A 23,955-nucleotide genomic window follows, 5' to 3' on the forward strand; every position below is an offset into this window, starting at 1 on the left:
TCTGGAGCGGGCGAAGGGAATCGAACCCTCGTATAGAGCTTGGGAAGCTCTCGTTCTACCATTGAACTACGCCCGCTTTGAGGTGCGTAGGGCATTATAAACCTTACGCACCGTCTGGCAAGCCGCATGGCGGCTAACTGGCGATATATTAATCGCTTAGCATTTAGGCGGACTGCCCTGCGGCGGCAGATAACGCGCCGGATCGATTGCCGTGGCGCGATAACGCAGCTGGAAGTGCAGCCGCACCGAGTCGGCGTCGGTGCTGCCCATAGTGGCAATCTTCTGACCGATCTTCACGCTCTGGCCGTTATTCACCAGCAGCGAATCATTATGGGCATAGGCCGTAATATAGTCTTCGCTGTGCTTGATCATAATCAGATTGCCGTAACCGCGCAGTTGGTTGCCGACGTACACCACTTTACCGGCACCGGCGGCGTACACCGGCTGTCCGCGCGTACCGGCAATATCCAGCCCCTTGTTACCGCCATCGGCGGAGGAGTACGGCAGGATAATTTTACCGTTCGTCGGCCAGCGCCAGCAGCGTTGTCCCACCGGCGGCCAGGAGGCTAAGGGCACGGAAGCTGACGGTCTGGCGGACGCGGTTTTGCCGCCCTTACCCGAGCCGCCGGATTTCCCGCCGCTGTTAACCCGCAGACGCTGGCCGATTTCAATAGTGTAAGGCGGGGAAATCCCGTTCAGGCGCGCCAGCTCTTTGACGCTGGTGCCGGTCATGCGCGAAATTTTAGATAAGGTGTCGCCACGCTTAACGGTGTAAGTTTCGCCGTCGGCGGCGTTTTTCGATGAGCATGCCGCCAGCAACAGGCTGAACGCCAGGCAGATAAGAAGTCGACACGGATTTTTCATCAGGCGTCCTGCAATCAAAACACTTCCCCGGAACAAATGAGCATGACTGCATATCATAGCAGCCACAGCCGCGATGCAAAATGCATTAGCGTCTATTACCCAGTTCACTGAATAAATGTCGCTGGTCATGCCAGATTAAGCGCGCCAGAGCAAAACGTTTTATTGCCCCTCACGTATAATAGAACCGTTATTCTGGCTGGATTGAGAGTGGATAAAGATTATGTTGCAGGAACATGTGATTTTACTGGATGAGCAGGGTATGGCGGCCGGGACGCAGGAAAAATATGCCGCGCACCATGCCGATACGCCCCTGCATCTCGCCTTCTCCAGCTGGCTGTTCAATGCGCGTGGCGAGTGCCTGCTTACCCGCCGCTCCCTGCACAAAAAAGCCTGGCCGGGCGTATGGACCAACTCGGTATGCGGGCATCCGCAAAGCGGGGAAGATTTTACCGCCGCGGTGATCCGTCGCTGCCAGTTTGAAGTCGGCGCGACCGTCGCCGCCATTGCGCCGGTGTATCCGGAATTCCGCTACTGCGAAACCGATCCTTCAGGCATTGTCGAAAATGAAATTTGCCCGGTGTTTGCCGCGCGCGTCACCACACCGCTGGCGGTGAATGCCGATGAAGTGATGGATCATCAGTGGGTAACACTGGAAGCGCTGTTCTGCGCCGTGGATGCCACGCCCTGGGCGTTCAGTCCGTGGATGGTGCAGCAGGTCGCCCGGCCCGAGGTGCGGAAACGGCTGCGCGTTTTCGCCGCCGCATAAAAAAAGCCCCGGCATCGCTGCCAGGGCTTGTTCGCGTTGCGCGTGATTATTTAACCGGACGCATAGCCGGGAAGAGGATCACGTCGCGGATGGTATGACGGTTGGTGAACAGCATCACCATACGGTCGATACCAATACCGAGGCCGGCAGTCGGCGGCAGACCGTGCTCCAGCGCAGTGACGTAATCTTCGTCGAAGAACATGGCTTCGTCGTCGCCCGCCGCTTTCGCGTCAACCTGATCCTGGAAGCGTTTAGCCTGATCCTGCGCATCGTTCAGCTCGCTAAAGCCGTTACCGATTTCACGTCCGCCGATGAAGAACTCAAAGCGGTCGGTGATTTCCGGGTTCTCGTCATTACGACGCGCCAGCGGAGAGACTTCAGCCGGATATTCAGTAATGAAGGTCGGCTGGATCAGATGCGCTTCGGCGGTCTCTTCGAAGATCTCGGTCACGATGCGGCCCAGACCCCAGCTCTTCTCAACTTTGATGCCCAGGCTTTCGGCGATGGCTTTCGCGCTGTCGAAGTTATCCAGATCTGCCAGATCCGTTTCCGGACGGTATTTCTTGATCGCTTCGCGCATGGTCAGTTTTTCGAACGGTTTACCGAAGTCAAAGACCTGGTCGTCGTACGGCACTTTGGTGCTGCCCAGAATATCCTGCGCCAGGGTACGGAACAGGGACTCGGTCAGCTCGATCAGATCTTTGTAATCCGCATACGCCATATAGAGTTCCATCATGGTGAACTCTGGATTGTGACGTACGGAGATGCCTTCGTTACGGAAGTTACGGTTGATTTCAAACACGCGATCAAAACCGCCGACCACCAGACGCTTGAGGTACAGTTCCGGCGCGATACGCAGGTACATGTCCAGATCAAGCGCATTGTGATGGGTCACAAACGGACGCGCAGACGCGCCGCCCGGGATGACCTGCATCATCGGGGTTTCCACTTCCATAAAGTCGCGGCTTACCATGAACTGGCGAATACCGGCCATGATCTGCGAGCGAATTTTAAAGGTGTTGCGGGATTCTTCGTTAGCGATGAGATCCAGGTAGCGCTGACGATAGCGCGCTTCCTGATCCTGCAGGCCGTGGAATTTGTCCGGCAGCGGGCGCAGAGCTTTGGTCAGCAGACGCAGCTCAGTGCAGTGAATGGACAGCTCGCCGGTTTTTGTCCTGAACAGCTTGCCACGCGCACCGAGGATGTCACCGAGGTCCCACTTTTTGAACTGCTCGTTATAGACGCCTTCAGCCAGATCGTCACGGGAGACGTACAGCTGGATGCGACCGCCCACGTCCTGCAGGGTGACGAACGAAGCTTTACCCATTACGCGGCGGGTCATCATACGTCCAGCTACGGCGACTTCAATGCCGAGCGATTCCAGCTCTTCGTTCTCTTTGTCGTCGTAGGCGGCATGCAGCTGGTCAGAGGTATGATCGCGACGGAAATCGTTCGGGAACGCAACACCCTGCTCACGCAGTTGTGCCAGCTTTTCGCGGCGAGCTTTCAGTTCATTGTTCAGATCAACTACGGTTTCAGCGCCCTGTGCTTGTTGTTCAGACATGTTGGTTCCTCATAGCCCTGCTTTCAAACTTGCTTCAATAAATTGGTCCAGACTGCCATCCAGCACCGCCTGCGTGTTACGGGTTTCAACACCGGTACGCAGGTCTTTGATGCGGGAGTCGTCCAGCACATAAGAACGGATCTGGCTGCCCCAGCCGATGTCGGACTTGTTGTCTTCCATCGCCTGTTTCTCAGCGTTTTTCTTCTGCATTTCCAGTTCATAAAGCTTCGCTTTCATCTGCTTCATGGCCTGGTCTTTGTTCTTATGCTGAGAGCGGTCGTTCTGGCACTGCGTGACGGTATTGGTCGGGATGTGCGTAATACGCACCGCCGATTCCGTACGGTTAACGTGCTGACCGCCCGCACCGGAGGCACGGTAAACGTCGATACGCAGGTCCGCCGGGTTGATTTCAATATCAATATCGTCATCCACTTCCGGGTAAACGAACGCGGAGCTGAACGACGTATGGCGACGACCGCCAGAGTCGAACGGGCTCTTACGCACCAGGCGGTGAACGCCGGTTTCGGTACGCAGCCAGCCGTAAGCGTAATCGCCGGAAATCTTGATGGTCACGGATTTGATACCCGCCACTTCACCTTCCGACTCTTCGATAATTTCAGTTTTGAAGCCGCGGGCTTCGGCCCAGCGCAGATACATACGGGTCAGCATGCTCGCCCAGTCCTGGGCTTCTGTGCCGCCGGAACCGGCCTGGATATCCAGGTAGCAGTCGGCGCTGTCGTATTCACCGGAAAACATACGGCGGAATTCAAGCTGCGCCAGCTTCTCTTCCAGCCCGTCCAGCTCAGCCACGGCTTCGTTAAAGGTTTCTTCGTCGTCGGCTTCCACGGCCAGCTCAAGCAGGCCAGCGACGTCTTCCAGACCCTGGCGCATTTGATCCAGGGTTTCGACGATGGCTTCGAGGGAGGAACGCTCTTTACCCAGCGCCTGTGCGCGTTCAGGTTCGTTCCAGACGTCCGACTGTTCCAGCTCGGCGTTTACTTCTTCCAGACGCTCTTTCTTGGCATCGTAGTCAAAGATACCCCCTAAGAACGTCCGAGCGCTCCGTGAGGTCCTGAATGCGGTTTTTTACCGGATTGATTTCAAACATGGTCTGTTTTCTTTTATTGGACTTGTCAAAATGCGGTTATAAGAGCGGAATTCTACCGGAATTACGCCCTGTTTTATAGCGAATACTGGCGCTAAATTGGCCAGATGTCGTCGATAATCAGCTGAACGCTGCGATTGCCGCGAAACTCATTTACATCCAGTTTATAGGCGAGGCTTACTTCCCGCACGCCGTTATCCGGCCAGATGCTGGTGTCGACGTTAAAGGCGATGCCGTCCAGCAGAGGACCGCCGCCGACCGGCTCCACCATTACTTTCAGATGGCGTTCGCCAACGATGCGCTGCTGCAACAGGCGAAAGCGCCCATCGAACAGCGGCTCCGGGAACATCTGCCCCCAGGGCCCGGCATCACGCAGCATTTCGGCGACGCCAAGCGTCATCTCCTGCGCGTCCAGCGGGCCGTCGGAGACGATCTCCCCCTGTAACAGCGCCGGATCCAGCCATTCGGTCACCAGCGCGCCAAAGCGCTGCTGGAACTCGTCGAAGCGCGCCACTTCCAGCGACAGCCCGGCCGCCATCGCGTGGCCGCCGAATTTGAGCATCATGCCCGGATAGAGCGTATCAAGCCGCTCCAGCGCATCGCGCATATGCAGCCCCTGGATAGAGCGGCCCGAACCTTTCAGCAGGCCCTCACCCGCAGGGGCAAAGGCGATCACCGGGCGGTTAAAGCGCTCTTTCAGGCGGGAGGCGAGAATCCCCACCACGCCCTGGTGCCATTCTGGGTGATACATTGCCAGCCCGCCGGGAAGGGCTTCGCTGCTGCGCTCCAGCTTTTCGCACAGCGCCAGCGCTTCCGCCTGCATCCCCTGTTCAATCTCTTTGCGCGTCTGGTTTAACGCATCCAGTTCGCTGGCCAGCACGCGGGCTTCGCCGACGTTATCGCACAGCAACAGTGCCACGCCGACCGACATGTCATCCAGTCGACCTGCGGCGTTCAGGCGCGGGCCAAGGGCAAAGCCCAGATCGCTGGCCGCCAGTTTTTGCGCGTCGCGGTTAGCGATTTCCAGCAGCGCTTTAATACCGGGTCGGCACCTGCCCGCGCGGATACGGCTTAAGCCCTGCCAGGTAAGAATACGGTTGTTGGTATCCAGGGGCACCACGTCGGCTACCGTACCCAGCGCCACCAGATCCAGCAGCTCGGCCAGATTGGGGATCGCTATCCCCTGCGCCTCAAACCAGCCCTGATCGCGCAGATGGGTGCGCAGCGCCAGCATCAGGTAAAAGGCCACTCCGACGCCCGCCAGCGATTTCGACGGGAAGGCGCAGTCGCGCAGGTTCGGGTTAACGATGGCTTCTGCATCCGGCAGCGTGTCGCCGGGCAGATGATGATCGGTCACCAGCACCGGAATCCCCAGTTCATGGGCGCGCTCCACGCCCGCATGGGACGAAATGCCGTTATCCACGGTGAGGATCAGCTGCGCGCCACGGGCATGGGCCTGATCGACCACTTCCGGGCTTAAGCCGTAGCCATCGTCAAAGCGGTTCGGCACCAGATAGGCGACGTTCGGACAGCCCATCGACCGCATCGCCAGCACGCTCAGCGCGGTGCTGGTGGCGCCATCGGCATCAAAATCGCCGACCACCATAATGCGCAGCCCCTGCTTAAACGCCTGATACAGATGCTCCGCGGCCTTCTCCACGCCGCTCAGTTGCTGCCAGGGCAGCATCCCTTTTACGCCGCGCTCCAGCTCCGCAGGCGATACCACGCCGCGGCTGGCATACAGACGCCGTAACAGGGGCGGCAGGTTATCCGGCAGATTTGCCGCCGGATCCGGCTCGCGGCGGCGAAGTTGTCTCTGAAGTTTCACGAAAATTATTTACCGCCGGTCTGTTTTTTATGTTCGTCCAGGAAGGTTTTCATCTCCTGAGGGGCCTGATAGCCCGGCACGACATAGCCATTGCTCAGCACAATCGCCGGCGTGCCGCTCACGCCAAACTGCACGCCAAGGGCATACTGGTCGGCAATGTCGACATCACAGCTTGCGGCCTTCACGCCTTTGCCCGCCATCGCATCGTCAAAGGCTTTATTACGATCTTTGGCGCACCAGATGGCCTTCATGTTGTCTGCCGCTTCGCTCTGCATACCCTGACGCGGGAACGCCAGATAACGCACGGTAATACCCAGCGCGTTGTAATCCGCCATCTGCTCATGCAGCTTGTGGCAGTAACCACAGGTGATGTCGGTAAACACGGTGATAACGTGTTTTTCGTTCGCCGCTTTATAAACGATCATCTCTTTTTCCAGCGCGTTGAGATGCGTCATCAGCATGCTGTTGGTGGTGTTGATCGGCTGCGGGCCGCTCACGTCATACAGCGGCCCCTGGATCATATGTTTGCCGTCTTCAGTGACGTACAGCACGCCGCTGTTAGTCAGCACGGTTTTCATACCGCTGATGGGTGATGGCTGAATTTCCGTGCTCTGCACGCCCAGCTTCGCCAGCGTCTGCTTAATGGCCGCATCGTCGGCCTGAACCGCGGAACTGAACGCCGCCAGCAGGGTGAACATCATCAAACTCTTTTTCATTTCACATCCTTAATAAGTCAGCATCACGCGCGTGGGTGGTGCTGTTGATGGAGTTGCCGCAAGCGTTCCGTTGCCACATGCGTATAAATCTGCGTGGTGGAGAGATCGCTGTGCCCGAGCAGCATCTGCACGACGCGCAAATCAGCGCCATGGTTTAACAGATGCGTGGCGAAGGCATGTCGCAACACGTGCGGCGAAAGCTTTTCACTGTCTATGCCCGCCTGGATGGCATAATGCTTAATACGATGCCAGAACGTCTGACGGGTCATTTGTTGGGCGCGACTACTGGGAAACAGCACATCCACTGACGCGCCGTTTAAAAGCCAGGGCCGCCCGTGCTCCAGGTAGTTTTCCAGCCAGTAGACCGCTTCTTCCCCCAGCGGCACCAGCCGTTCTTTGTTACCTTTACCGATCACCCGCACTACGCCCTGACGCAAACTGATGTCGCTCATTGTCAGCCCGACCAGTTCCGACACGCGCAGGCCGGTAGCATACAACACTTCCAGCATGGCTTTGTCACGTAACTCCAGCGGCTGATCGGTAAGCGGCGCCTGCAACAGGCGCTCGACCTGCGCCTCGCTCAGATCTTTTGGCAGGCGCTGCGGCAGTTTTGGCGATGCCAGAACGGCGCTGGGATCGTCAGTACGCACCTTTTCCCGATAAAGATACTGGAAAAAACGGCGCATCGCGCTCAGTAAACGGGCGGAGCTGGTCGCTTTGTAGCCGCCGGTGACGCGCTCGGCCAGCAGCGCCTGTAAATCGTCATGCTGCACGCTGAGCACATCGCTGTTTCTGTGGTGCAGCCACTCGACAAGCATACGCAGATCGCGACGATAGGCGCTCAATGTGTTTTCAGCCACATTGCGTTCCAGCCACAGGGCATCGAGAAATTGTTCTATGCGTGCGAGATCCTGTTCCATCATTGCCCCTTATTTCAACGTCAGGGCATTATGCCTGATTGCGTATTGATTCTGGTACACTGTGCGCAAAGCCACATCAGGAATTGAGACGTTTACGCTATGAACATTGGTCTTTTTTATGGTTCCAGTACCTGCTATACCGAAATGGCAGCCGAGAAAATCCGCGACATTATCGGCCCGGAACTGGTGACGCTGCATAACCTTAAAGACGACGCGCCCACACTGATGGAGCAGTACGATGTGCTGATCCTCGGCATCCCGACATGGGATTTCGGCGAGCTGCAGGAAGACTGGGAAGCCATCTGGGATCAGCTGGATACCCTTAACCTGGATGGCAAAATGATTGCCCTCTACGGCATGGGCGATCAGCTCGGTTACGGCGAATGGTTCCTTGACGCCCTCGGCATGCTGCACGACAAACTGTCCGCCAAAGCGGTAAAGTTTATCGGCTACTGGCCCACCGAAGGCTACGAATTCACCAGCCCCAAACCGGTCATTGCTGACGGGCAGCTGTTTGTCGGCCTGGCGCTGGATGAAACCAATCAGTACGATTTAAGCGAAGAACGCCTGCAAACCTGGTGCGAGCAAATTCTTGGCGAAATGGCGGAAAACTTCGCCTGAGCTTCAGCGCTTTTCCTGCGCCGGTTGCTGGAGCATCATCCGGCGCAGCTCCCGCCACTCCTGCGCGTCCATACTGTCTGCCGCCAGCCACAAATGCTGCCGTTTGCCGTCCGTACTGCGCCGTAAGCGCAGCATCATGCCGCTGTTTAACAGCCAGGGCGCGCCTGTAATATCCCATTCATTGCCCTGCCAGCGCAGGCGCGAATCCATCAGCAGTTTAATTTCACCATGGCTGGCGTTAATACGGCGCTGGCTGCGCACGCAGTCAAACACCACCAGCGAAAGCAGTAATAACCACAACGGCGTATAACTTAACGGCCAGGGGATAAGCAACACCAGCGCCGCCACCAGACCGTGCAGTAATAAAGAGAGCCATTGCGAGCGCCATGAGACGCGTAAATCAGATTGCCACAGGACCACGTTCCCGATTCCGTGTCTGAATTAACTGGACCATCCGCTGCAATTCCGAATCTGCAGGTTCGCCGTGATTCATCAGCCAGTTGAATAAATCCGGATCGTCGCTCTCAAGCAGGCGGATAAACAGCCGCTTGTCGTCATCGCTTAGCGTATCGTACTCATGTTCGAAGAAAGGCATGATGGAAATGTCGAGTTCACGCATACCTCTGCGGCACGCCCAGTGAATGCGGGCTTTGTTGGTAATATCCATGTTCTTTTCCTGCATAGCGACGTTAAAGATGGCTTCTAGTGTAACGCTTTTTCCGGCCAATCCTCACCGGAATGTTCGGCTTCGGAAGCAAGCTTCCAGAATAAACCTTTAAAAATGTAAGGATTACCATTTTTTGCGCGCAAACTCGCAAGCTGTGCGGTCCACGCGATTACCGCTTGCAATGAACCACGGCTCTTTTAACATTAAGCATTCATACAGCGTTAAGCTTACCAGGACATCACTATGGCTTTTACTCCGTTTCCTCCGCGTCTGCCCTGCGCCTCTGCGCGTTTGCCGCTGACGCTAATGACGCTCGATGACTGGGCGCTGGCCACGATCACCGGTGCCGACAGCGAAAAATATTTGCAGGGCCAGGTCACTAACGACGTGGCGCAACTCACTGAACATCAGCATCTGCTGGTTGCCCATTGCGATGCCAAAGGCAAAATGTGGAGCAACCTGCGCCTGTTCCGTCGCAACGATGGCTTTGCGTGGATCGAACGTCGCAGCGTGCGCGAGGCGCAGTTGACCGAGCTGAAAAAATACGCCGTCTTCTCGAAGGTCACCATTGCCGCCGACGACGAGCACGTGCTGCTTGGCGTGGCCGGATTCCAGGCCCGCGCGGCGCTGGCGAACCTGTTCTCCACCCTGCCCGATCAGCAAACGCAGGTGGTGCAGGATGGCGACACGCAAATTCTGTGGTTTGAGCAGCCGGCGGAGCGTTTCCTGCTGGTGACCGATGTCGCCACCGCGGAGCGCATCACCGAAACCCTGCGCGGCGAAGCGCAGCTTAATAACAGTCAGCAGTGGCTGGCGCTGAACATTGAGGCCGGTCTGCCGGTGATCGATGCCGCCAACAGCGCGCAGTTCCTGCCGCAGGCCACCAATATTCAGGCGCTGGGCGGCATCAGCTTTAAAAAAGGCTGCTATACCGGCCAGGAGATGGTGGCGCGGGCGAAATTCCGCGGCGCTAACAAGCGCGCAATCTGGTATCTGGCGGGCAAAGCCAGCCGCGTCCCGGAAGCCGGTGAAGACCTGGAAATGAAACTGGGTGAGAACTGGCGCAGAACCGGCACGGTACTCGCCGCCGCTCAACTGGAGGACGGACGTCTGCTGGTGCAGGTGGTAATGAATAACGATATGGAGCCGGACAGCGTGTTCCGTGTGCGCGATGACAGCTTTACGCTGGCCATCGAGCCGCTGCCCTACTCGTTAGAAGAAGCCTGATACAGGCTGGTTGGCCCGGCGGCGCGTTGCTTGCCGGGCCTGCATTGCCTTTCCGGCAATGATTACAATGCGCCGATATACAAATAAATCGCAAGGAAGTGACAAACGCTGCCGCCCAGTACAAAGCCGTGCCAGATGGCGTGGTTATAGGGAATGCGCTTGCTGACGTAAAAAATCACTCCCAGCGTATATACCAGCCCGCCCACGGCCAGCAGCGTTACGCTGCCAACGGCAAGCTTCATCACCATTTCATAAATCACGACCAGCGACAGCCAGCCCATCGCCAGATAAGTCACCAGCGACAGCACCTTAAAGCGGTGCGCAATGGTCAGCTTAAACAGGATCCCCAGCAGCGCCAGGCTCCAGATAACAATCATCAGCCCCCGCGCCAGCGGTGAATCCAGCCCGACCAGTAAAAATGGGGTATAGGTGCCGGCGATTAATAAATAGATGGCGCAGTGGTCAAATTTCTTTAACCAGACTTTAGCCCGCGGATGCGGAATGGCGTGGTACAGCGTGGAGGCCAGATACAGCACAATCATACTGCTGCCGTAAACGCTGAAGCTGGTGATGGCGGTGGCGCTGGCGTTGTTATCAACTGCCTGTACCAGCAGCAGTACCAGGCCGACGATCCCAAACACCAGCCCGATGCCGTGACTGATGCTGTTGGCTACTTCCTCAGCCACTGAATATCCCTTCGTGATAAGCGGTTTTTCAACCATTGGCGTACTCCAGGAAACAAAGGTTACTCATCGCCATTCTGACGCACGATGATGACAAACGCGCGACACTGACGATGACCTCACCAGAGTAACTGAGAATGATTCCAGTGCACACCTGTTCGCTAAAATATATTTCCAGCCGCTTCGCTTCCAGGCATTGCGGGCATTGTTAAGTTTACAGTTGTTCATTTTTCCCGGTGACTGCACCCGGCGTTATGCGATTCCTGTTTTGTCCGTTTTGTGGCAGCATAGAGCCGTTCAGTTGCCCGGAAAGGATCCTGCAAGCCCGTGACCCTGTTTACTCACTCCGCTGTCGCCAGCCTCAATAATCTTGAGATGATGGTTTATCACTACGTCATCAAGAATCGCGACAAGGTGATGTACATGACCATTCGCGAGCTGGCCGACGCTGCTGGCGTCTCCACCACCACCGTACTGCGCTTCTGCCGCAAGCTGAATTGCGAAGGCTATTCGGAATTTCGCGTGCGCTATAAATTATATTTAGAGCAGAACGAACCGCCGCAGGCTAATTTTGGCGCCGGGGAAATTATCAGCTTTTTTAAAAGCGTGAATAACGATGAATTTGATACGCTTCTGGATCAGGCGGTTGATATTATTTTCGCTTCCGAGCGTATTATTTTTGTCGGCGCAGGCACTTCTGGGTCGCTTGCTAAATATGGCGCACGATTCTTTTCCAATATCGGAAAATTCAGCAACCATATTGACGATCCTTATTTTCCGGTGACTAACGACATGGCGAAAAACGCGCTGGCTATCGTGCTGTCGGTGTCCGGTGAAACTGAAGAGATCCTGCGCTTCGCCAGCCAGTTCAGCCTGCATAACTGTAAAGTGATGACCATCACCAGCCATGAGCATTCGCGGCTGGCGAAACTGGCGGATTTCAATATCTCCTGGCATGCGCCGCAAATGCGTATCGCCGGGGTTTATGATGTCACCACGCAAATCCCGGTAATTTATATTCTCGAATCCTTAGGCCGTAAACTGGCGAAGAAATTAGCATAAAAAAACAGGCTGTTTTTTCCATGTAACAAGTCACCGTAGCGGTGATTTGTTATATCGTGACATTTCTCCGCCCTTTGTTAGACTCATTTTCAGAGTGAAACTGCCCGGTAACCTTTATTTACCGCACACAAGAGAAAATGATCGATGAAAAAGCTGACATTACCGAAAGACTTTTTATGGGGCGGCGCGGTTGCGGCGCATCAGGTTGAAGGCGGCTGGAACAAAGGCGGCAAAGGCCCGAGCATTTGTGACGTGCTGACCGGCGGCGCGCACGGCGTACCGCGCGAGATCACCAGCGAAGTGGTGCCGGGCAAATACTACCCGAACCACGAAGCGGTGGAGTTTTACAGCCACTATAAAGAAGACATCAAGCTGTTTGCCGAGATGGGCTTCAAATGCTTCCGCACCTCCATCGCCTGGACGCGCATCTTCCCGAAAGGCGATGAAGCCGAGCCGAACGAAGAAGGCCTGCAGTTTTACGACGACATGTTTGATGAGCTGCTCAAATACAACATTGAGCCGGTGATCACCCTCTCCCACTTTGAAATGCCATTGCATCTGGTGCAGGAATACGGCGGCTGGACCAACCGTAAAGTGGTGGATTTCTTTGTGCGTTTCTCGGAAGTGGTATTCGAGCGCTATAAGAACAAAGTTAAATACTGGATGACCTTTAACGAGATCAACAACCAGCGTAACTGGCGCGCGCCGCTGTTCGGCTACTGCTGCTCCGGCGTGGTGTATACCGAGCATGACAATTCTGAAGAAACCATGTACCAGGTGCTGCATCACCAGTTCGTGGCCAGCGCCATGGCGGTGAAGATTGGTCATCGCATTAATCCGGAGATGAAAATCGGCTGTATGCTGGCGATGGTGCCGCTGTACCCGTTCTCCTGTAAGCCGGAAGACGTGATGTATGCGCAGGAATCCATGCGTGAGCGTTATGTCTTTACCGACGTACAGCTGCGTGGCTACTACCCATCCTATGTACTGAACGAGTGGGAACGCCGGGAATTCAACATCAAAATGGAAGCGGGCGATGAGCAGATCCTGCGTGAAGGCACCTGCGATTATCTGGGCTTCAGCTACTACATGACCAACGCCGTGAAAGAAGAAGGCGGCAGCGGCGATGCGATCTCCGGTTTCCAGGGCAGCGTGCCGAACCCGCACGTGAAGGCCTCCGACTGGGGCTGGCAGATTGACCCGGTTGGCCTGCGCTATGCGCTGTGCGAACTCTATGAGCGTTACCAGAAACCGCTGTTCATCGTGGAAAACGGCTTTGGCGCTTACGACAAAGTGGAAGAAGACGGCAGCATCAACGACGATTACCGCATCGACTATCTGCGGGCGCACGTAGAAGAGATGGTCAAAGCGGTAACTTATGACGGCGTGGATCTGATGGGCTATACCCCGTGGGGCTGCATCGACTGTGTGTCCTTCACCACCGGGCAGTACAGCAAGCGCTATGGCTTTATCTATGTGAACAAGCACGATGACGGCACCGGCGACATGTCCCGTTCCCGTAAGAAGAGCTTTAACTGGTACAAAGAAGTGATCGCCAGCAACGGCGAGAATCTCTGAGGTTGATATTTGCCGGGTGGCGCTTGCGCTTACCCGGCCTACAAGGTTTCATTTTGCCGGGCGGCGCTGACGCTTACCCGGCCTACACGCGTTCAGGGCCTGTTTATTTCCCGCCCGCCAGCTCAAGAAAACTTCCCGTCACATAGGACGCCTTTTCGCTCAATAGCCAGACTATCGCCTGCGCCACTTCTTCGGGCTGGCCGCCGCGCTGCATCGGTAATACCGTCTTCACCCGATCCACGCGCCCCGGCTCGCCGCCGTCGGCATGCATCTCCGTGTAGATAAAACCCGGCCGTACACAGTTCACGCGGATCCCCTGCGCCGCCACTTCCAGCGCCAGGCCGGCCGTCAGCGTATCCACTGCCCCTTTCGAGGCGGCATAATCCACATACTCACCCGCAGCGCCCAGGCGTGATGCAGCGGAAGATACGTTCACAATCGCACCGCCTGCCCCGCCGTGCTTATGGGACATGCGTTTTACCGCCTCGCGACAGCAAAGAAAATAGCCGGTGACGTTGGTCGCAAGGACGCGGTTGATGCGTTCGGCACTCAGGTTTTCGATAGTGCTCTGTTCAAACAAAATGCCCGCGTTATTCACCAGCGCGGTCAGCGGCGCGCCTTCCCGATCGATACTCTCGAACATCGCCAGCACCTGCGCTTCATCGCTGATGTCCGCCCGCAGCGCAAAGGCGTTGCCGCCTGCTGCGACGATCTCGTTAACCACGTCGGTGGCGGCCTGAATATTGTGGTGATAGTTCACCGCCACGGTATAACCTTCGCGCGCCAGTTGCAGCGCCGTTGCTTTGCCGATCCCGCGGCTGCCGCCGGTAACCAGTGCTATTGCCATTACGTTTTCCTTATAAAAAAAGCCGGGTGGCGCTGACGCTTACCCGGCCTACAGAACAGAACGGATCAATTACTCATAGTCGCTCATCGGCACGCAGGAGCAGAACAGATTGCGGTCGCCGTACACATCGTCAAGACGCTTCACGGTCGGCCAGTATTTGTTGTTCAGCCCTGCCGGGAAGACCGCCTGCTCGCGGCTGTAACCGTGCTGCCATTCCGCCACCAGCTCGCGCTGAGTGTGCGGCGCGTTGACCAGCGGGTTATCTTCCAGTGTCCACTCACCGGCCTGCACGCGGTCGATTTCCCCACGGATCGCCAGCATCGCATCAATAAAGCGGTCCAGTTCGACTTTGTTTTCTGATTCCGTCGGCTCAACCATCAGCGTGCCCGCCACCGGGAAGGACATGGTCGGCGCATGGAAACCGTAGTCGATCAGGCGCTTGGCGATGTCCAGCTCGCTGATGCCGATCTCTTCTTTCAGCGGACGAATATCCAGAATACATTCGTGCGCCACACGACCGTCGCGACCGGTGTACAACACAGGATAGGCGTCTTTCAGACGGCTGGCGATGTAGTTGGCATTGAGGATCGCCACCTGGCTGGCCTTTTTCAGCCCTTCCGCGCCCATCATGCGGATATACATCCAGCTGATCGGCAGAATAGAAGCGCTGCCAAACGGCGCTGCAGATACTGCGCCCTGGCGGGTCAGCATCCCTTCGATTTGCACCACGCTGTGACCCGGTACAAAAGGTGCCAGATGCGCTTTCACGCCAATCGGCCCCATGCCAGGACCACCGCCGCCGTGCGGAATGCAGAAGGTTTTATGCAGGTTAAGGTGCGACACATCCGCGCCGATAAAGCCCGGCGAGGTAATGCCCACCTGGGCGTTCATGTTCGCGCCATCCAGATACACCTGGCCGCCGAACTGGTGCACGATCTCGCAGACTTCGCGGATGGTCTCTTCATACACGCCGTGGGTGGACGGGTAGGTCACCATAATGCAGGAGAGATTGTCGCCCGCCTGCTCTGCTTTGGCGCGCAAATCGTTCAGATCGATGTTGCCGTTTTTATCACAGGCCACGACCACGACCTGCATCCCCGCCATCTGTGCCGACGCCGGGTTAGTACCATGCGCGGAGCTCGGGATCAGGCAAATATCGCGATGCCCTTCGTTACGGCTTTCGTGATAGTGACGGATCGCCAGCAGACCGGCATATTCGCCCTGCGCGCCGGAGTTTGGCTGCATACACAAAGCGTCGTAGCCAGTGAGTTTGACCAGCCAGTCGGAGAGCTGGTTGATCATCTGGTGATAGCCTTCCGCCTGCTCCGGCGGGCAGAACGGGTGCAGTTCCGAGAATTCCGGCCAGGTGATGGGGATCATTTCGGCCGCGGCGTTCAGCTTCATGGTGCAGGAACCGAGCGGGATCATCGCCTGGTTAAGGGCCAGATCTTTGCGCTCCAGACTGTGCATGTAGCGCATCATTTCGGTTTCGCTGTGATAGCGGTTAAACACCGGATGCGCGAGGATCGCGTCTTCGCGCAGCATAACCGGCTGAATGGAATGGCTGTCGTGGGCGACATTTTTATCCAGCGCGTCAATGTCGTGCTGCTCAACACCGGTGAGCACGGCAAGCAACAGCTGCACGTCTTCGCGGGTGGTGGTTTCATCGAGCGTAATGCCGACCGCGTTAATGATGTCGCTGCGCAGGTTGATTTCACGGGCTTCAGCACGCGCCAGCACTTCGGCTTTATCCGCCACTTCCACGCACAGGGTGTCGAAGTAGTGGGCGTGGCGCAGTTTCAGGCCGTGCTGTTGCAGGCCAGCCGCCAGAATATCCGCCAGGCGGTGAATACGACTGGCAATGCGCTTCAGGCCGACCGGACCGTGATAAACCGCATACAGGCTGGCGATGTTCGCCAGCAACACCTGCGAGGTACAGATGTTGGAGTTCGCTTTCTCGCGGCGGATATGCTGCTCGCGGGTCTGCATCGCCATGCGCAGCGCGGTGTTACCGGCGGCATCTTTGGACACGCCGATAATACGGCCTGGCATGGAGCGTTTGAATTCATCTTTCGCAGCGAAGAAGGCCGCGTGCGGGCCGCCGTAGCCCATAGGCACGCCGAAACGCTGGGCAGAGCCGAAGACGATGTCCGCGCCCTGTTTGCCCGGCGCGGTTAATAGCACCAGCGCCATAAAGTCGGCGGCTACGCTGACAATCACTTTGCGCGCTTTCAGTTCGGCGATCAGCGCGCTGTAGTCATGCACTTCGCCGGTGGTGCCCACCTGCTGTAACAGCACGCCGAACACATCCTGATGATCGAGCACTTTGTCGGCATCATCGACGATCACGTCAAAACCAAAGGTTTCAGCACGGGTACGTACCACGTCCAGCGTCTGCGGGTGTACGTCTGCCGCCACGAAGAAACGGTTGGCGTTTTTCAGTTTGCTGACGCGCTTTGCCATTGCCATGGCTTCCGCGCCTGCGGTGGCTTCATCGAGCAGCGAGGCGGAGGCAATATCCAGTCCGGTCAGATCCAGGGTCACCTGCTGGAAGTTAAGCAGCGCTTCCAGACGGCCCTGGGAGACTTCCGGCTGATACGGGGTATAAGCGGTATACCAGCCCGGATTTTCCAGCATGTTGCGCAGGATCACCGGCGGTAGCTGCACGGCGGTGTAACCCATGCCGATATAAGACTTAAAGCGTTTATTGCGGGCGGCGATGGCTTTTAACTCTGCCAGCGCGGCAAATTCGGTTGCGGCGTCACCCACCTGCGGCGGGGTATCCAGCTGAATATCTTTCGGCACGATCTGGCCGATCAGCGCGTTGAGGGACTCTGCGCCCACGGCGTTCAGCATTTCCTGCTGCTGCGTGGCATCCGGTCCGATGTGGCGTTCAATGAATGCGCCGCTATTTTCAAGCTGGCTTAGCGTCTGTGTCATGGGCGAGGGTTCCTGAAACGGTCTGGCTGATTTGCCCGGTGGCGCTGGCGCTCACCGGGCCTGCAAAGTAATGAAATATTTATTCGTCTTCTAACAGCGCTTCATACGCGCTGGCGTCCAGCAGAGCGGCAACTTCGCTTTCATCGCTGGCTTTGATTTTGAAGATCCAGCCGCCGCTGTACGGCTCGCTGTTGACCAGCTCCGGCGTGTCGCTCAGCGCGTCGTTGACGGCCAGAATCTCGCCGCTGACCGGCGCATAAATATCGGAAGCGGCCTTTACAGATTCGGCAACGGCACAGTCGTCGCCCGCGCTGACGGTCGCGCCCACTTCAGGCAGATCGACAAACACCATGTCACCCAGCAGCTCCTGCGCGTGCTCGGTAATGCCGACGGTGTAGCTGCCGTCCGCTTCTTTGCGCAGCCATTCGTGTTCTTTACTGTATTTCAGTTCAGCCGGTACATTGCTCATAAAAGTTTCTCCACAATAAAATGCGTTACGCGACAGGTTTACCCATGCGCACAAAAACAGGTTTGGTGACGGTAACCGGCATTTCGCGGTTACGGATCTGTACGATGGCGGTTTCGCCAATGCCTGCCGGTACGCGGGCCAGCGCAATGCTGTAGCCCAGCGTCGGTGAGAAGGTACCGCTGGTGATAATGCCTTCCTGCTGATTGCCGTCGTGGTCAGTGAAACGCACCGGCAGTTCGTTACGCAGCACGCCTTTTTCGGTCATCACCAGGCCGACCAGCTGTTCGGTGCCTTTTTCACGCTGGGATTCCAGCGCGTCGCGGCCAATAAAGTCGCGGTCAGCGGGTTCCCAGGCGATGGTCCAGCCCATATTGGCGGCCAGCGGAGAGACGCCTTCATCCATTTCCTGACCGTAAAGATTCATGCCCGCTTCCAGACGCAGCGTATCACGCGCGCCCAGGCCGCAGGGTTTCACGCCCGCTTCCACCAGCGCATGCCAGAATTCGGCGGCCTTTTCATTCGGCATGGCGATTTCATAGCCCGCTTCGCCGGTGTAGCCAGTGGTGGCAATAAAGAGTCCGCCTGTTTCCACGCCAAAGAATGGCTTCATGCCGCTGACGGCTTCACGTTGTTCATCGCTGAACAGCGTGGCGGCTTTGGCTTTGGCGTTCGGGCCCTGCACGGCGATCAGCGATAGATCGTCACGCACGCTGATGTCGATGGCGTAAGGCGCGGCGTGTTCGGTGATCCAGGCGAGATCTTTTTCGCGGGTGGCGGAGTTGACCACCAGGCGGAAGAAGTCTTCGCTGAAGAAGTAGACGATCAGGTCGTCAATCACGCCGCCGGAGGCGTTAAGCATGCCGCTGTAGAGCGCCTTGCCGGGGGTGGTAAGTCTGGCTACGTCGTTAGCCAGCAGGTAACGCAGGAAGTCGCGGGTACGGGTGCCTTTCAGATCGACGATGGTCATGTGCGACACATCGAACATGCCTGCATCGCGGCGTACGGCGTGGTGCTCATCAAGCTGGGAGCCGTAATGCAGCGGCATCATCCAGCCGTGGAAATCCACCATGCGCGCGCCACATAGCGTGTGTTGTTCAAACAAAGGAGTCTGCTGAGCCATCTTTTCCTCATTGAATAAGCGGGGCTGTTAAGGATTTCCCGGGTCATAAAAACCGCCACGACCCCCGGCGTCAGCCTCCTTTCAGGTTGCCGACGCAAACGTTACCTTTCGCCTGAACTTATCACTGAAAAGCGCCCTAAACCATAAGTAAAAATGCGTCATCACATTAGCTTATGACCTGAAAATCCGCAGAGCCGCACAGCGTAAAAAACTTAATAACGAGTAATTAACATTCTCTTTATAGGGAGAATTGAACTTCCCGACCCTGTAAAGTGACATTTTTCACCAAAAATCATGAGAATTTCCCGACGCTGAAAATTCATGACATGAGAAAAAGTAATCTGAAAAAGCGGGTGAAATTAGATTATTTCAAATGAGGAGACGCTGCCCTTCCCGGAACCGGGAAGGGAAAGTGTGACGCGGATCTTAGTTCAGGCGGAAGGCTAAAAAATGATTATTTCAGCCAGTCGGGAAGGTCGTTGAGACCCATCGCCTGACGGATGAGTTGCGGCTTCACGCCAGGGAGTGTGTCGGCCAGCTTGAGGCCAATATCACGCAGCAATTTTTTTGCCGGGTTGTTACCGGCAAACAGCCCACGGAAGCCCTGCATCCCGGCGAGCATCACCGCCGCGCTGTGCTTGCGGCTGCGCTCGTAACGGCGCAGATAGAGATGCTGCCCGATGTCTTTGCCCTCGCGATGCAGACGACGCAGCTCGTTAACCAGCACTGCCGCATCCATAAAGCCCAGGTTGACGCCCTGCCCGGCCAGCGGATGAATGGTGTGCGCCGCGTCGCCAACCAGCGCCAGACGGTGGCCGGCAAACTGACGGGCGTAGCGTCCGGTAAGGGGATAGACCTGACGCTCGCTCTCCACCTGACACAGACCAAGGGCATTGTCGAAGGCCACGCACAGCGCCTGATTGAAGTCTTCGGTGCTGGCCTGCTGCATTCTTTCCGCCTCACGCGGTGGCAACGACCAGACAATAGAGCACAGATGCGGATCGGCCAACGGCAGGAATGCCAGAATGCCCTCGCCGTAAAACACCTGACGCGCGGTGGCGTTGTGCGGTTCGGCGGTACGGATGGTCGCCACCAGCGCGTGATGGCCGTAATCCCAGTAAGTGAGCGGAATATCGGCTTTGTTACGCAGCCAGGAGTTGGCTCCGTCTGCGCCCACCACCAGGCGCGCCGTCAGCATGCTGCCGTCCTGCATGGTAAGGAAGGCGTCGTTTTCGCCCCAGGCGACCTGTTGCAGCGTGGCCGGGGTAATCAACGTGATGTCGCTGCTCTGCTGTGCTTTTTGCCACAGCGCCTGATGCACCACGGCATTTTCGACGATGTGTCCCAGATGGCTGTAGCCCATGCTTTCGTCGTCAAAGGCGATGCGGCCAAAGCTGTCTTTGTCCCACACTTCCATGCCGTGATAGCAGCTGACGCGGTGCGCCAGAATGTCAGACCAGACGCCCAGATGCGTCAGCAGTTTTTCACTGGCGGCGTTGATGGCGGATACGCGCAGTTCAGGCGGCGCATCCGGGGCCAGCGGCACCGGCGCATTCTGTTCCAGCACCGCCACGCGTAGCCCGCTGCCCTGTAATCCACAGGCCACAGCCAGCCCGACCATGCCCCCGCCAACAATTGCTACATCTACACTTTGCACAATTCACTCCAGCAGCCTGGCTTAGCAGGCGTAATTGTTGCAGCCAGTTTGAACACGGACAGCGCGGAAAAACCGGAGCGTACTTGCAGTACGTGAGGATTTTGAGCACTGCCCAGGTTCAAAATGGCAAATAAAATAGCCTGGTAAGACAGGCCTAGCGCGCGACCCAGCCCAGCGTCCTCTGCGCCAGCACATCACGTGCCGGGGTAAATAATTCCATTGCCATCAGACCGGCGTTGCGCCCCGCGACCAGCGGCGCCCAGCGGTTGGCGAACAGGTGCACCAGCCCGTCGGTGACGCCGATGGTCGCCTCTTTGTCGGCCTGGCGGCGTTTTTGATACTGGCACAGCACCGGATAGATGCCCACGTCCGTCTGACTGGCCCATGCGCTGGTCAGGGTTTCGGCCAGCGTCATCACGTCGCGCATGCCGAGGTTAAACCCCTGCCCGGCGATAGGATGCAGCGTCTGGGCGGCATTGCCCACCAGCACCACGCGATGGGAAATGGACGACGAGGCGGTGGTCAGCGACAGCGGATAGGCGCTGCGCGTTCCGGCGTGAAGGATACGCCCGAGCCGCCAGCCGAAGGCTTTTTGCAGCTCGTGACAGAATTTTTCGTCAGACCAGGCGAGCACCTCGTCACGCTTGTTTTCTGCGTGGCACCACACCAGCGAGTAGCGCCCCTGCGTCATCGGCAGCAATGCCAGCGGGCCATGCTCGGTAAAGCGCTCGAAGGCGCGGCCAGCTTGTTTCGCAGACACCGTGACGTTGGCGATCACCGCCACCTGATGATAGGGCGTCTGCTGCCAGGTAATGCCGCTTTGCGATCCCAGCGACGAACGGGAGCCATCCGCGGCTACCAACAGCCTGCCGTCGATCTGATCGCCATTTTCCAGCATCACGCTGACGCCGTTTTCCGTGCGGGAAAAGGTATTGACCCGCGCGGGACAATGCAGCGTCACGCCGGGGGCGTTTTTCAGCATGGCAAACAGGCGCTGGCCGATATCATGCAGCTCGACCACCTGACCCAGCGCGTCCACGCGGTAATCCTGCGCCTCTAAAGTGACAAAACCCGCATGGCCGCGATCGCTGACGTTTACGGTGGTAATAGGTGTAGCGCAGTCGGCAAGGCGTTGCCAGATACCGACCCGCGCCAGCTGCTGACAGGTGCCCTCCGCCAGCGCAATGGCGCGGGCATCAAACCCTGGATGGCGCGTGGCGTCCGGGGCGATGGCTTCCACCACATGCACCGGCAGCGTTCCCTTTGATAAGCGTGAAATGGCCAGCGCCAGGGTCGCGCCCGCCATGCCGCCGCCCACGATAATCACGCTCATGCGCGTTTCGCTGCCGCCATCAGCGCCTCGATGTCATCGGCTTTTTTAACCACGCTGGCGGTGAGGTTTTCGTTGCCGTCTTCAGTGATCAGAATATCGTCTTCAATACGCACGCCAATGCCGCGGTATTCTTCCGGCACGTCGGCGTCCGGGGCGATGTACAGACCCGGCTCGACGGTGATCACCATGCCCGGCTCCAGCACGCGGGAGCGATCCGCGCCGTAAACGCCGACGTCATGCACATCCAGCCCCAGCCAGTGGCTCAGGCCATGCATAAAGAACGGACGGTGCGCGTTGTCGGCAATCAGCTGGTCGATTTCGCCTTTCAGGATGCCGAGCTTCACCAGGCCGGTGATCATGATGCGCACCACGTCGGCAGTCACGTCCTGAATGGAGACGCCCGGCCGGAAGCGTTGCAGGGCCGTCTCTAAAGATTCCAGCACGATGTCATAGATGGCGCGCTGGGCGGGGGTGAATTTGCCGTTTACCGGGAAGGTACGGGTAATGTCGCCCGCGTAGCCCTTGTATTCGCATCCGGCGTCAATCAGCACCAGATCGCCGTCGCGCATTTCACTTTCGTTTTCGGTGTAGTGCAGGATGCAGGCGTTTTCACCGCTGCCGACGATGGTGTTGTAGGACGGGAAGCGCGCGCCGTGGCGGGAAAACTCGTGCAGGATCTCACCTTCCAGCTGGTATTCGAACATCCCCGGACGGCAGACCTGCATGGCGCGGGTGTGCGCCAGGGCGGTGATCTCTCCGGCGCGACGCATCACCTCGATCTCTTCGGCGGATTTGAACAGGCGCATTTCGTGCACCATCGGACGCCAGTCGGTCATGGTGGCTGGCGCGGTGAGGTTCTGCCGCGCGCTTTTACGCAGTTTATCCAGCGCGGCAAAGACGATCTCATCGGCCCAGGCGTATTCGCCCTGCGCGTGATAGACCACGTCGAGGCCGTTCAGTAACTGATAGAGCTGCTCGTTGATTTCGCTGAACGCCAGCGCGCGATCGACGCCCAGTTTTTCCGGGGCGGCTTCCTGCCCGAGACGGCGGCCAAACCAGATCTCGGCGGTTTTATCGCGCAGGCGGTTAAACAGCACGCTGTGGTTATGGGTGTCATCGCTTTTAATCAGCACCAGCACGGCCTGCGGCTCGTTAAAGCCGGTGAAATACCAGAAGTCGCTGCTCTGCCGGTAGGGATATTCACTGTCGGCGCTGCGGGTCACTTCCGGCGCGGCGAAGATTAGAGCCGCGCTGGCAGGCGCCATCTGCGCCAGTAAGGCCTGACGGCGACGAAGAAATTCAAGCTGTGTCATGACACCTCCATATTCAACAAGACAGTTTAGTGTAGCGTGGGCTTACGCATTTCCGGTGCGGTTGGCTGTGGTCGGGTGAACGTATCGTGGCAGAGCAGCGCGGCAATGCGCACATACTCGACGATCTCCTCCAGCGACATCTCCAGCTCTTCCTGGTCTTCGTCTTCTTCGTAGCCCAGCTGCGCGATGTTGCGCAGATCGTCAATCGCCTCGCCGGTTTCGCCGGTCACTTTATCCAGCTTCGGCTGAGTGACGCCCAGACCAAGCAGGAAGTGGTTGACCCAGCCCGCCATGGCGTCGGCACGTTCGAAAACGGTGGTGTCGTCGCCATCCGGCAGAAACAGCTGGAACTGGAAACCATCGTCTTCCAGCGCGTCGCTGGTGGCGGCATGCAGCTTGCGCAAGGCTTCCGCCAGCTCATGCCCAAAGGCCAGGCCTTCGTTTGTCAGGTCGTGCAACAGCGGCTGCCAGGAGGCGTCTTTGTTGCCGCCGCAAAGCATCCCGCCGATCAGACCGTGCATTTCCGCCGCGGTTAAGCCAACGCCCTGTTGATTGAGTAACTGGTTAAGTTCATTGTAACCAGGCATTTCGTTCTGTATTGACATGCGCATTCGTCGTCGTTGGGAGGAATATTCATGGTATGCTACCACTTTGGACCCTGGTGATATACCCGTC

General features: G+C 57.5%; 22 protein-coding genes and 1 tRNA gene. 5 read left to right on the forward strand and 18 right to left on the reverse strand.

What is annotated here, in order from left to right:
• Positions 1 to 2: 2 nt before the first annotated feature.
• Both QRD42_RS01235 and actS read right to left on the reverse strand, forming a co-directional pair.
• A tRNA-Gly gene (locus tag QRD42_RS01235) sits at positions 3 to 76 on the reverse strand.
• 80 nt (positions 77 to 156) lie between these two features.
• Positions 157 to 921: an amidase activator ActS gene (gene actS, locus QRD42_RS01240; protein ID WP_199775941.1), complete on the reverse strand. Its 765-nt coding sequence runs from the start codon at positions 919 to 921 to the stop codon at positions 157 to 159.
• Between the two features lie 160 nt (positions 922 to 1,081).
• Between actS and idi the strand changes: the two genes are divergently transcribed.
• Positions 1,082 to 1,630 carry an isopentenyl-diphosphate Delta-isomerase gene (gene idi, locus QRD42_RS01245; RefSeq protein WP_321988723.1) on the forward strand — a complete coding sequence of 183 codons (549 nt, stop codon included), beginning with the start codon at positions 1,082 to 1,084 and terminating at the stop codon, positions 1,628 to 1,630.
• A gap of 46 nt (positions 1,631 to 1,676) precedes the next feature.
• Here idi and lysS read toward each other — a convergent pair whose 3' ends face one another.
• From lysS to xerD, 5 genes are all read right to left on the reverse strand, one after another.
• The gene (gene lysS / locus QRD42_RS01250) at positions 1,677 to 3,194 is read right to left on the reverse strand and encodes a lysine--tRNA ligase (RefSeq protein ID WP_321988010.1); all 1,518 of its coding nucleotides are present in this window, start codon (positions 3,192 to 3,194) and stop codon (positions 1,677 to 1,679) included.
• Positions 3,195 to 3,203: 9 nt separating this feature from the next.
• A protein-coding gene (prfB, locus tag QRD42_RS01255) for a peptide chain release factor 2 (RefSeq protein WP_321988011.1) occupies positions 3,204 to 4,302 on the reverse strand; the annotation gives its coding sequence in 2 pieces (ribosomal slippage) (positions 3,204 to 4,226 and positions 4,228 to 4,302; 1,098 coding nt in all).
• Positions 4,303 to 4,393: 91 nt separating this feature from the next.
• Positions 4,394 to 6,127: a single-stranded-DNA-specific exonuclease RecJ gene (recJ, locus tag QRD42_RS01260; protein WP_318363778.1), complete on the reverse strand. Its 1,734-nt coding sequence runs from the start codon at positions 6,125 to 6,127 to the stop codon at positions 4,394 to 4,396.
• Between the two features lie 5 nt (positions 6,128 to 6,132).
• Positions 6,133 to 6,843, reverse strand: coding sequence for a bifunctional protein-disulfide isomerase/oxidoreductase DsbC (dsbC, locus tag QRD42_RS01265; protein ID WP_321988012.1), 711 nt, complete (start codon positions 6,841 to 6,843; stop codon positions 6,133 to 6,135).
• A 23-nt stretch (positions 6,844 to 6,866) separates the two neighbouring features.
• Complete coding sequence (gene xerD, locus QRD42_RS01270; RefSeq protein ID WP_072569842.1) at positions 6,867 to 7,763, reverse strand: site-specific tyrosine recombinase XerD; 897 nt, start codon at positions 7,761 to 7,763, stop codon at positions 6,867 to 6,869.
• A gap of 99 nt (positions 7,764 to 7,862) precedes the next feature.
• On the opposite strand from xerD, the gene fldB reads away from it, so the two are divergent.
• Complete coding sequence (fldB, locus tag QRD42_RS01275) at positions 7,863 to 8,384, forward strand: flavodoxin FldB (RefSeq protein ID WP_318373503.1); 522 nt, start codon at positions 7,863 to 7,865, stop codon at positions 8,382 to 8,384.
• Positions 8,385 to 8,387: 3 nt separating this feature from the next.
• Here the strand turns inward: fldB and QRD42_RS01280 are convergent, their stop codons facing one another.
• Together QRD42_RS01280 and sdhE are read right to left on the reverse strand one after the other, a co-directional pair.
• Entirely contained in the window at positions 8,388 to 8,804 is a 417-nt protein-coding gene (locus QRD42_RS01280; protein WP_318373502.1) for a protein YgfX, read from the reverse strand.
• Complete coding sequence (sdhE, locus tag QRD42_RS01285) at positions 8,785 to 9,051, reverse strand: FAD assembly factor SdhE (RefSeq protein ID WP_318363777.1); 267 nt, start codon at positions 9,049 to 9,051, stop codon at positions 8,785 to 8,787. The genes QRD42_RS01280 and sdhE overlap by 20 nt, the downstream gene beginning before the upstream one ends.
• 243 nt (positions 9,052 to 9,294) lie before the next feature.
• On the opposite strand from sdhE, the gene ygfZ reads away from it, so the two are divergent.
• Entirely contained in the window at positions 9,295 to 10,278 is a 984-nt protein-coding gene (gene ygfZ, locus QRD42_RS01290; protein ID WP_321988013.1) for a tRNA-modifying protein YgfZ, read from the forward strand.
• Positions 10,279 to 10,340: 62 nt separating this feature from the next.
• Here the strand turns inward: ygfZ and trhA are convergent, their stop codons facing one another.
• On the reverse strand, positions 10,341 to 11,000 hold the full coding sequence (gene trhA / locus QRD42_RS01295) for a PAQR family membrane homeostasis protein TrhA (RefSeq protein WP_318375837.1): 660 nt from the start codon (positions 10,998 to 11,000) through the stop codon (positions 10,341 to 10,343).
• A 294-nt stretch (positions 11,001 to 11,294) separates the two neighbouring features.
• On the opposite strand from trhA, the gene QRD42_RS01300 reads away from it, so the two are divergent.
• On the forward strand, positions 11,295 to 12,023 hold the full coding sequence (locus QRD42_RS01300; RefSeq protein ID WP_072570137.1) for a MurR/RpiR family transcriptional regulator: 729 nt from the start codon (positions 11,295 to 11,297) through the stop codon (positions 12,021 to 12,023).
• Between the two features lie 144 nt (positions 12,024 to 12,167).
• Complete coding sequence (locus tag QRD42_RS01305; RefSeq protein WP_321988014.1) at positions 12,168 to 13,601, forward strand: 6-phospho-beta-glucosidase; 1,434 nt, start codon at positions 12,168 to 12,170, stop codon at positions 13,599 to 13,601.
• A 103-nt stretch (positions 13,602 to 13,704) separates the two neighbouring features.
• Here the strand turns inward: QRD42_RS01305 and QRD42_RS01310 are convergent, their stop codons facing one another.
• The 8 genes from QRD42_RS01310 to QRD42_RS01345 form a co-directional block, all read right to left on the reverse strand.
• Positions 13,705 to 14,448, reverse strand: a complete 744-nt coding sequence (locus QRD42_RS01310) for an SDR family oxidoreductase (protein ID WP_321988015.1) — start codon at positions 14,446 to 14,448, stop codon at positions 13,705 to 13,707.
• Positions 14,449 to 14,517: 69 nt separating this feature from the next.
• On the reverse strand, positions 14,518 to 17,388 hold the full coding sequence (gcvP, locus tag QRD42_RS01315) for an aminomethyl-transferring glycine dehydrogenase (protein ID WP_321988016.1): 2,871 nt from the start codon (positions 17,386 to 17,388) through the stop codon (positions 14,518 to 14,520).
• A 79-nt stretch (positions 17,389 to 17,467) separates the two neighbouring features.
• Positions 17,468 to 17,857, reverse strand: a complete 390-nt coding sequence (gene gcvH / locus QRD42_RS01320; protein WP_072569833.1) for a glycine cleavage system protein GcvH — start codon at positions 17,855 to 17,857, stop codon at positions 17,468 to 17,470.
• Positions 17,858 to 17,882: 25 nt separating this feature from the next.
• The gene (gene gcvT / locus QRD42_RS01325) at positions 17,883 to 18,977 is read right to left on the reverse strand and encodes a glycine cleavage system aminomethyltransferase GcvT (RefSeq protein WP_321988017.1); all 1,095 of its coding nucleotides are present in this window, start codon (positions 18,975 to 18,977) and stop codon (positions 17,883 to 17,885) included.
• 454 nt (positions 18,978 to 19,431) lie between these two features.
• Positions 19,432 to 20,634 (reverse strand): FAD-dependent 2-octaprenylphenol hydroxylase, encoded by a 1,203-nt coding sequence (gene ubiI, locus QRD42_RS01330; protein ID WP_321988018.1) that lies wholly within the window; start codon positions 20,632 to 20,634, stop codon positions 19,432 to 19,434.
• Positions 20,635 to 20,788: 154 nt separating this feature from the next.
• The gene (gene ubiH, locus QRD42_RS01335) at positions 20,789 to 21,967 is read right to left on the reverse strand and encodes a 2-octaprenyl-6-methoxyphenyl hydroxylase (RefSeq protein WP_321988019.1); all 1,179 of its coding nucleotides are present in this window, start codon (positions 21,965 to 21,967) and stop codon (positions 20,789 to 20,791) included.
• Positions 21,964 to 23,280: a Xaa-Pro aminopeptidase gene (gene pepP / locus QRD42_RS01340; protein WP_321988020.1), complete on the reverse strand. Its 1,317-nt coding sequence runs from the start codon at positions 23,278 to 23,280 to the stop codon at positions 21,964 to 21,966. The genes ubiH and pepP overlap by 4 nt, the downstream gene beginning before the upstream one ends.
• A gap of 26 nt (positions 23,281 to 23,306) precedes the next feature.
• Positions 23,307 to 23,885: a YecA family protein gene (locus tag QRD42_RS01345; RefSeq protein WP_158684869.1), complete on the reverse strand. Its 579-nt coding sequence runs from the start codon at positions 23,883 to 23,885 to the stop codon at positions 23,307 to 23,309.
• Positions 23,886 to 23,955: the final 70 nt, after the last annotated feature.

It is taken from the genome of Enterobacter sp. PGRG2 (assembly GCF_030291195.1).
GTDB lineage: Bacteria > Pseudomonadota > Gammaproteobacteria > Enterobacterales > Enterobacteriaceae > Enterobacter_D.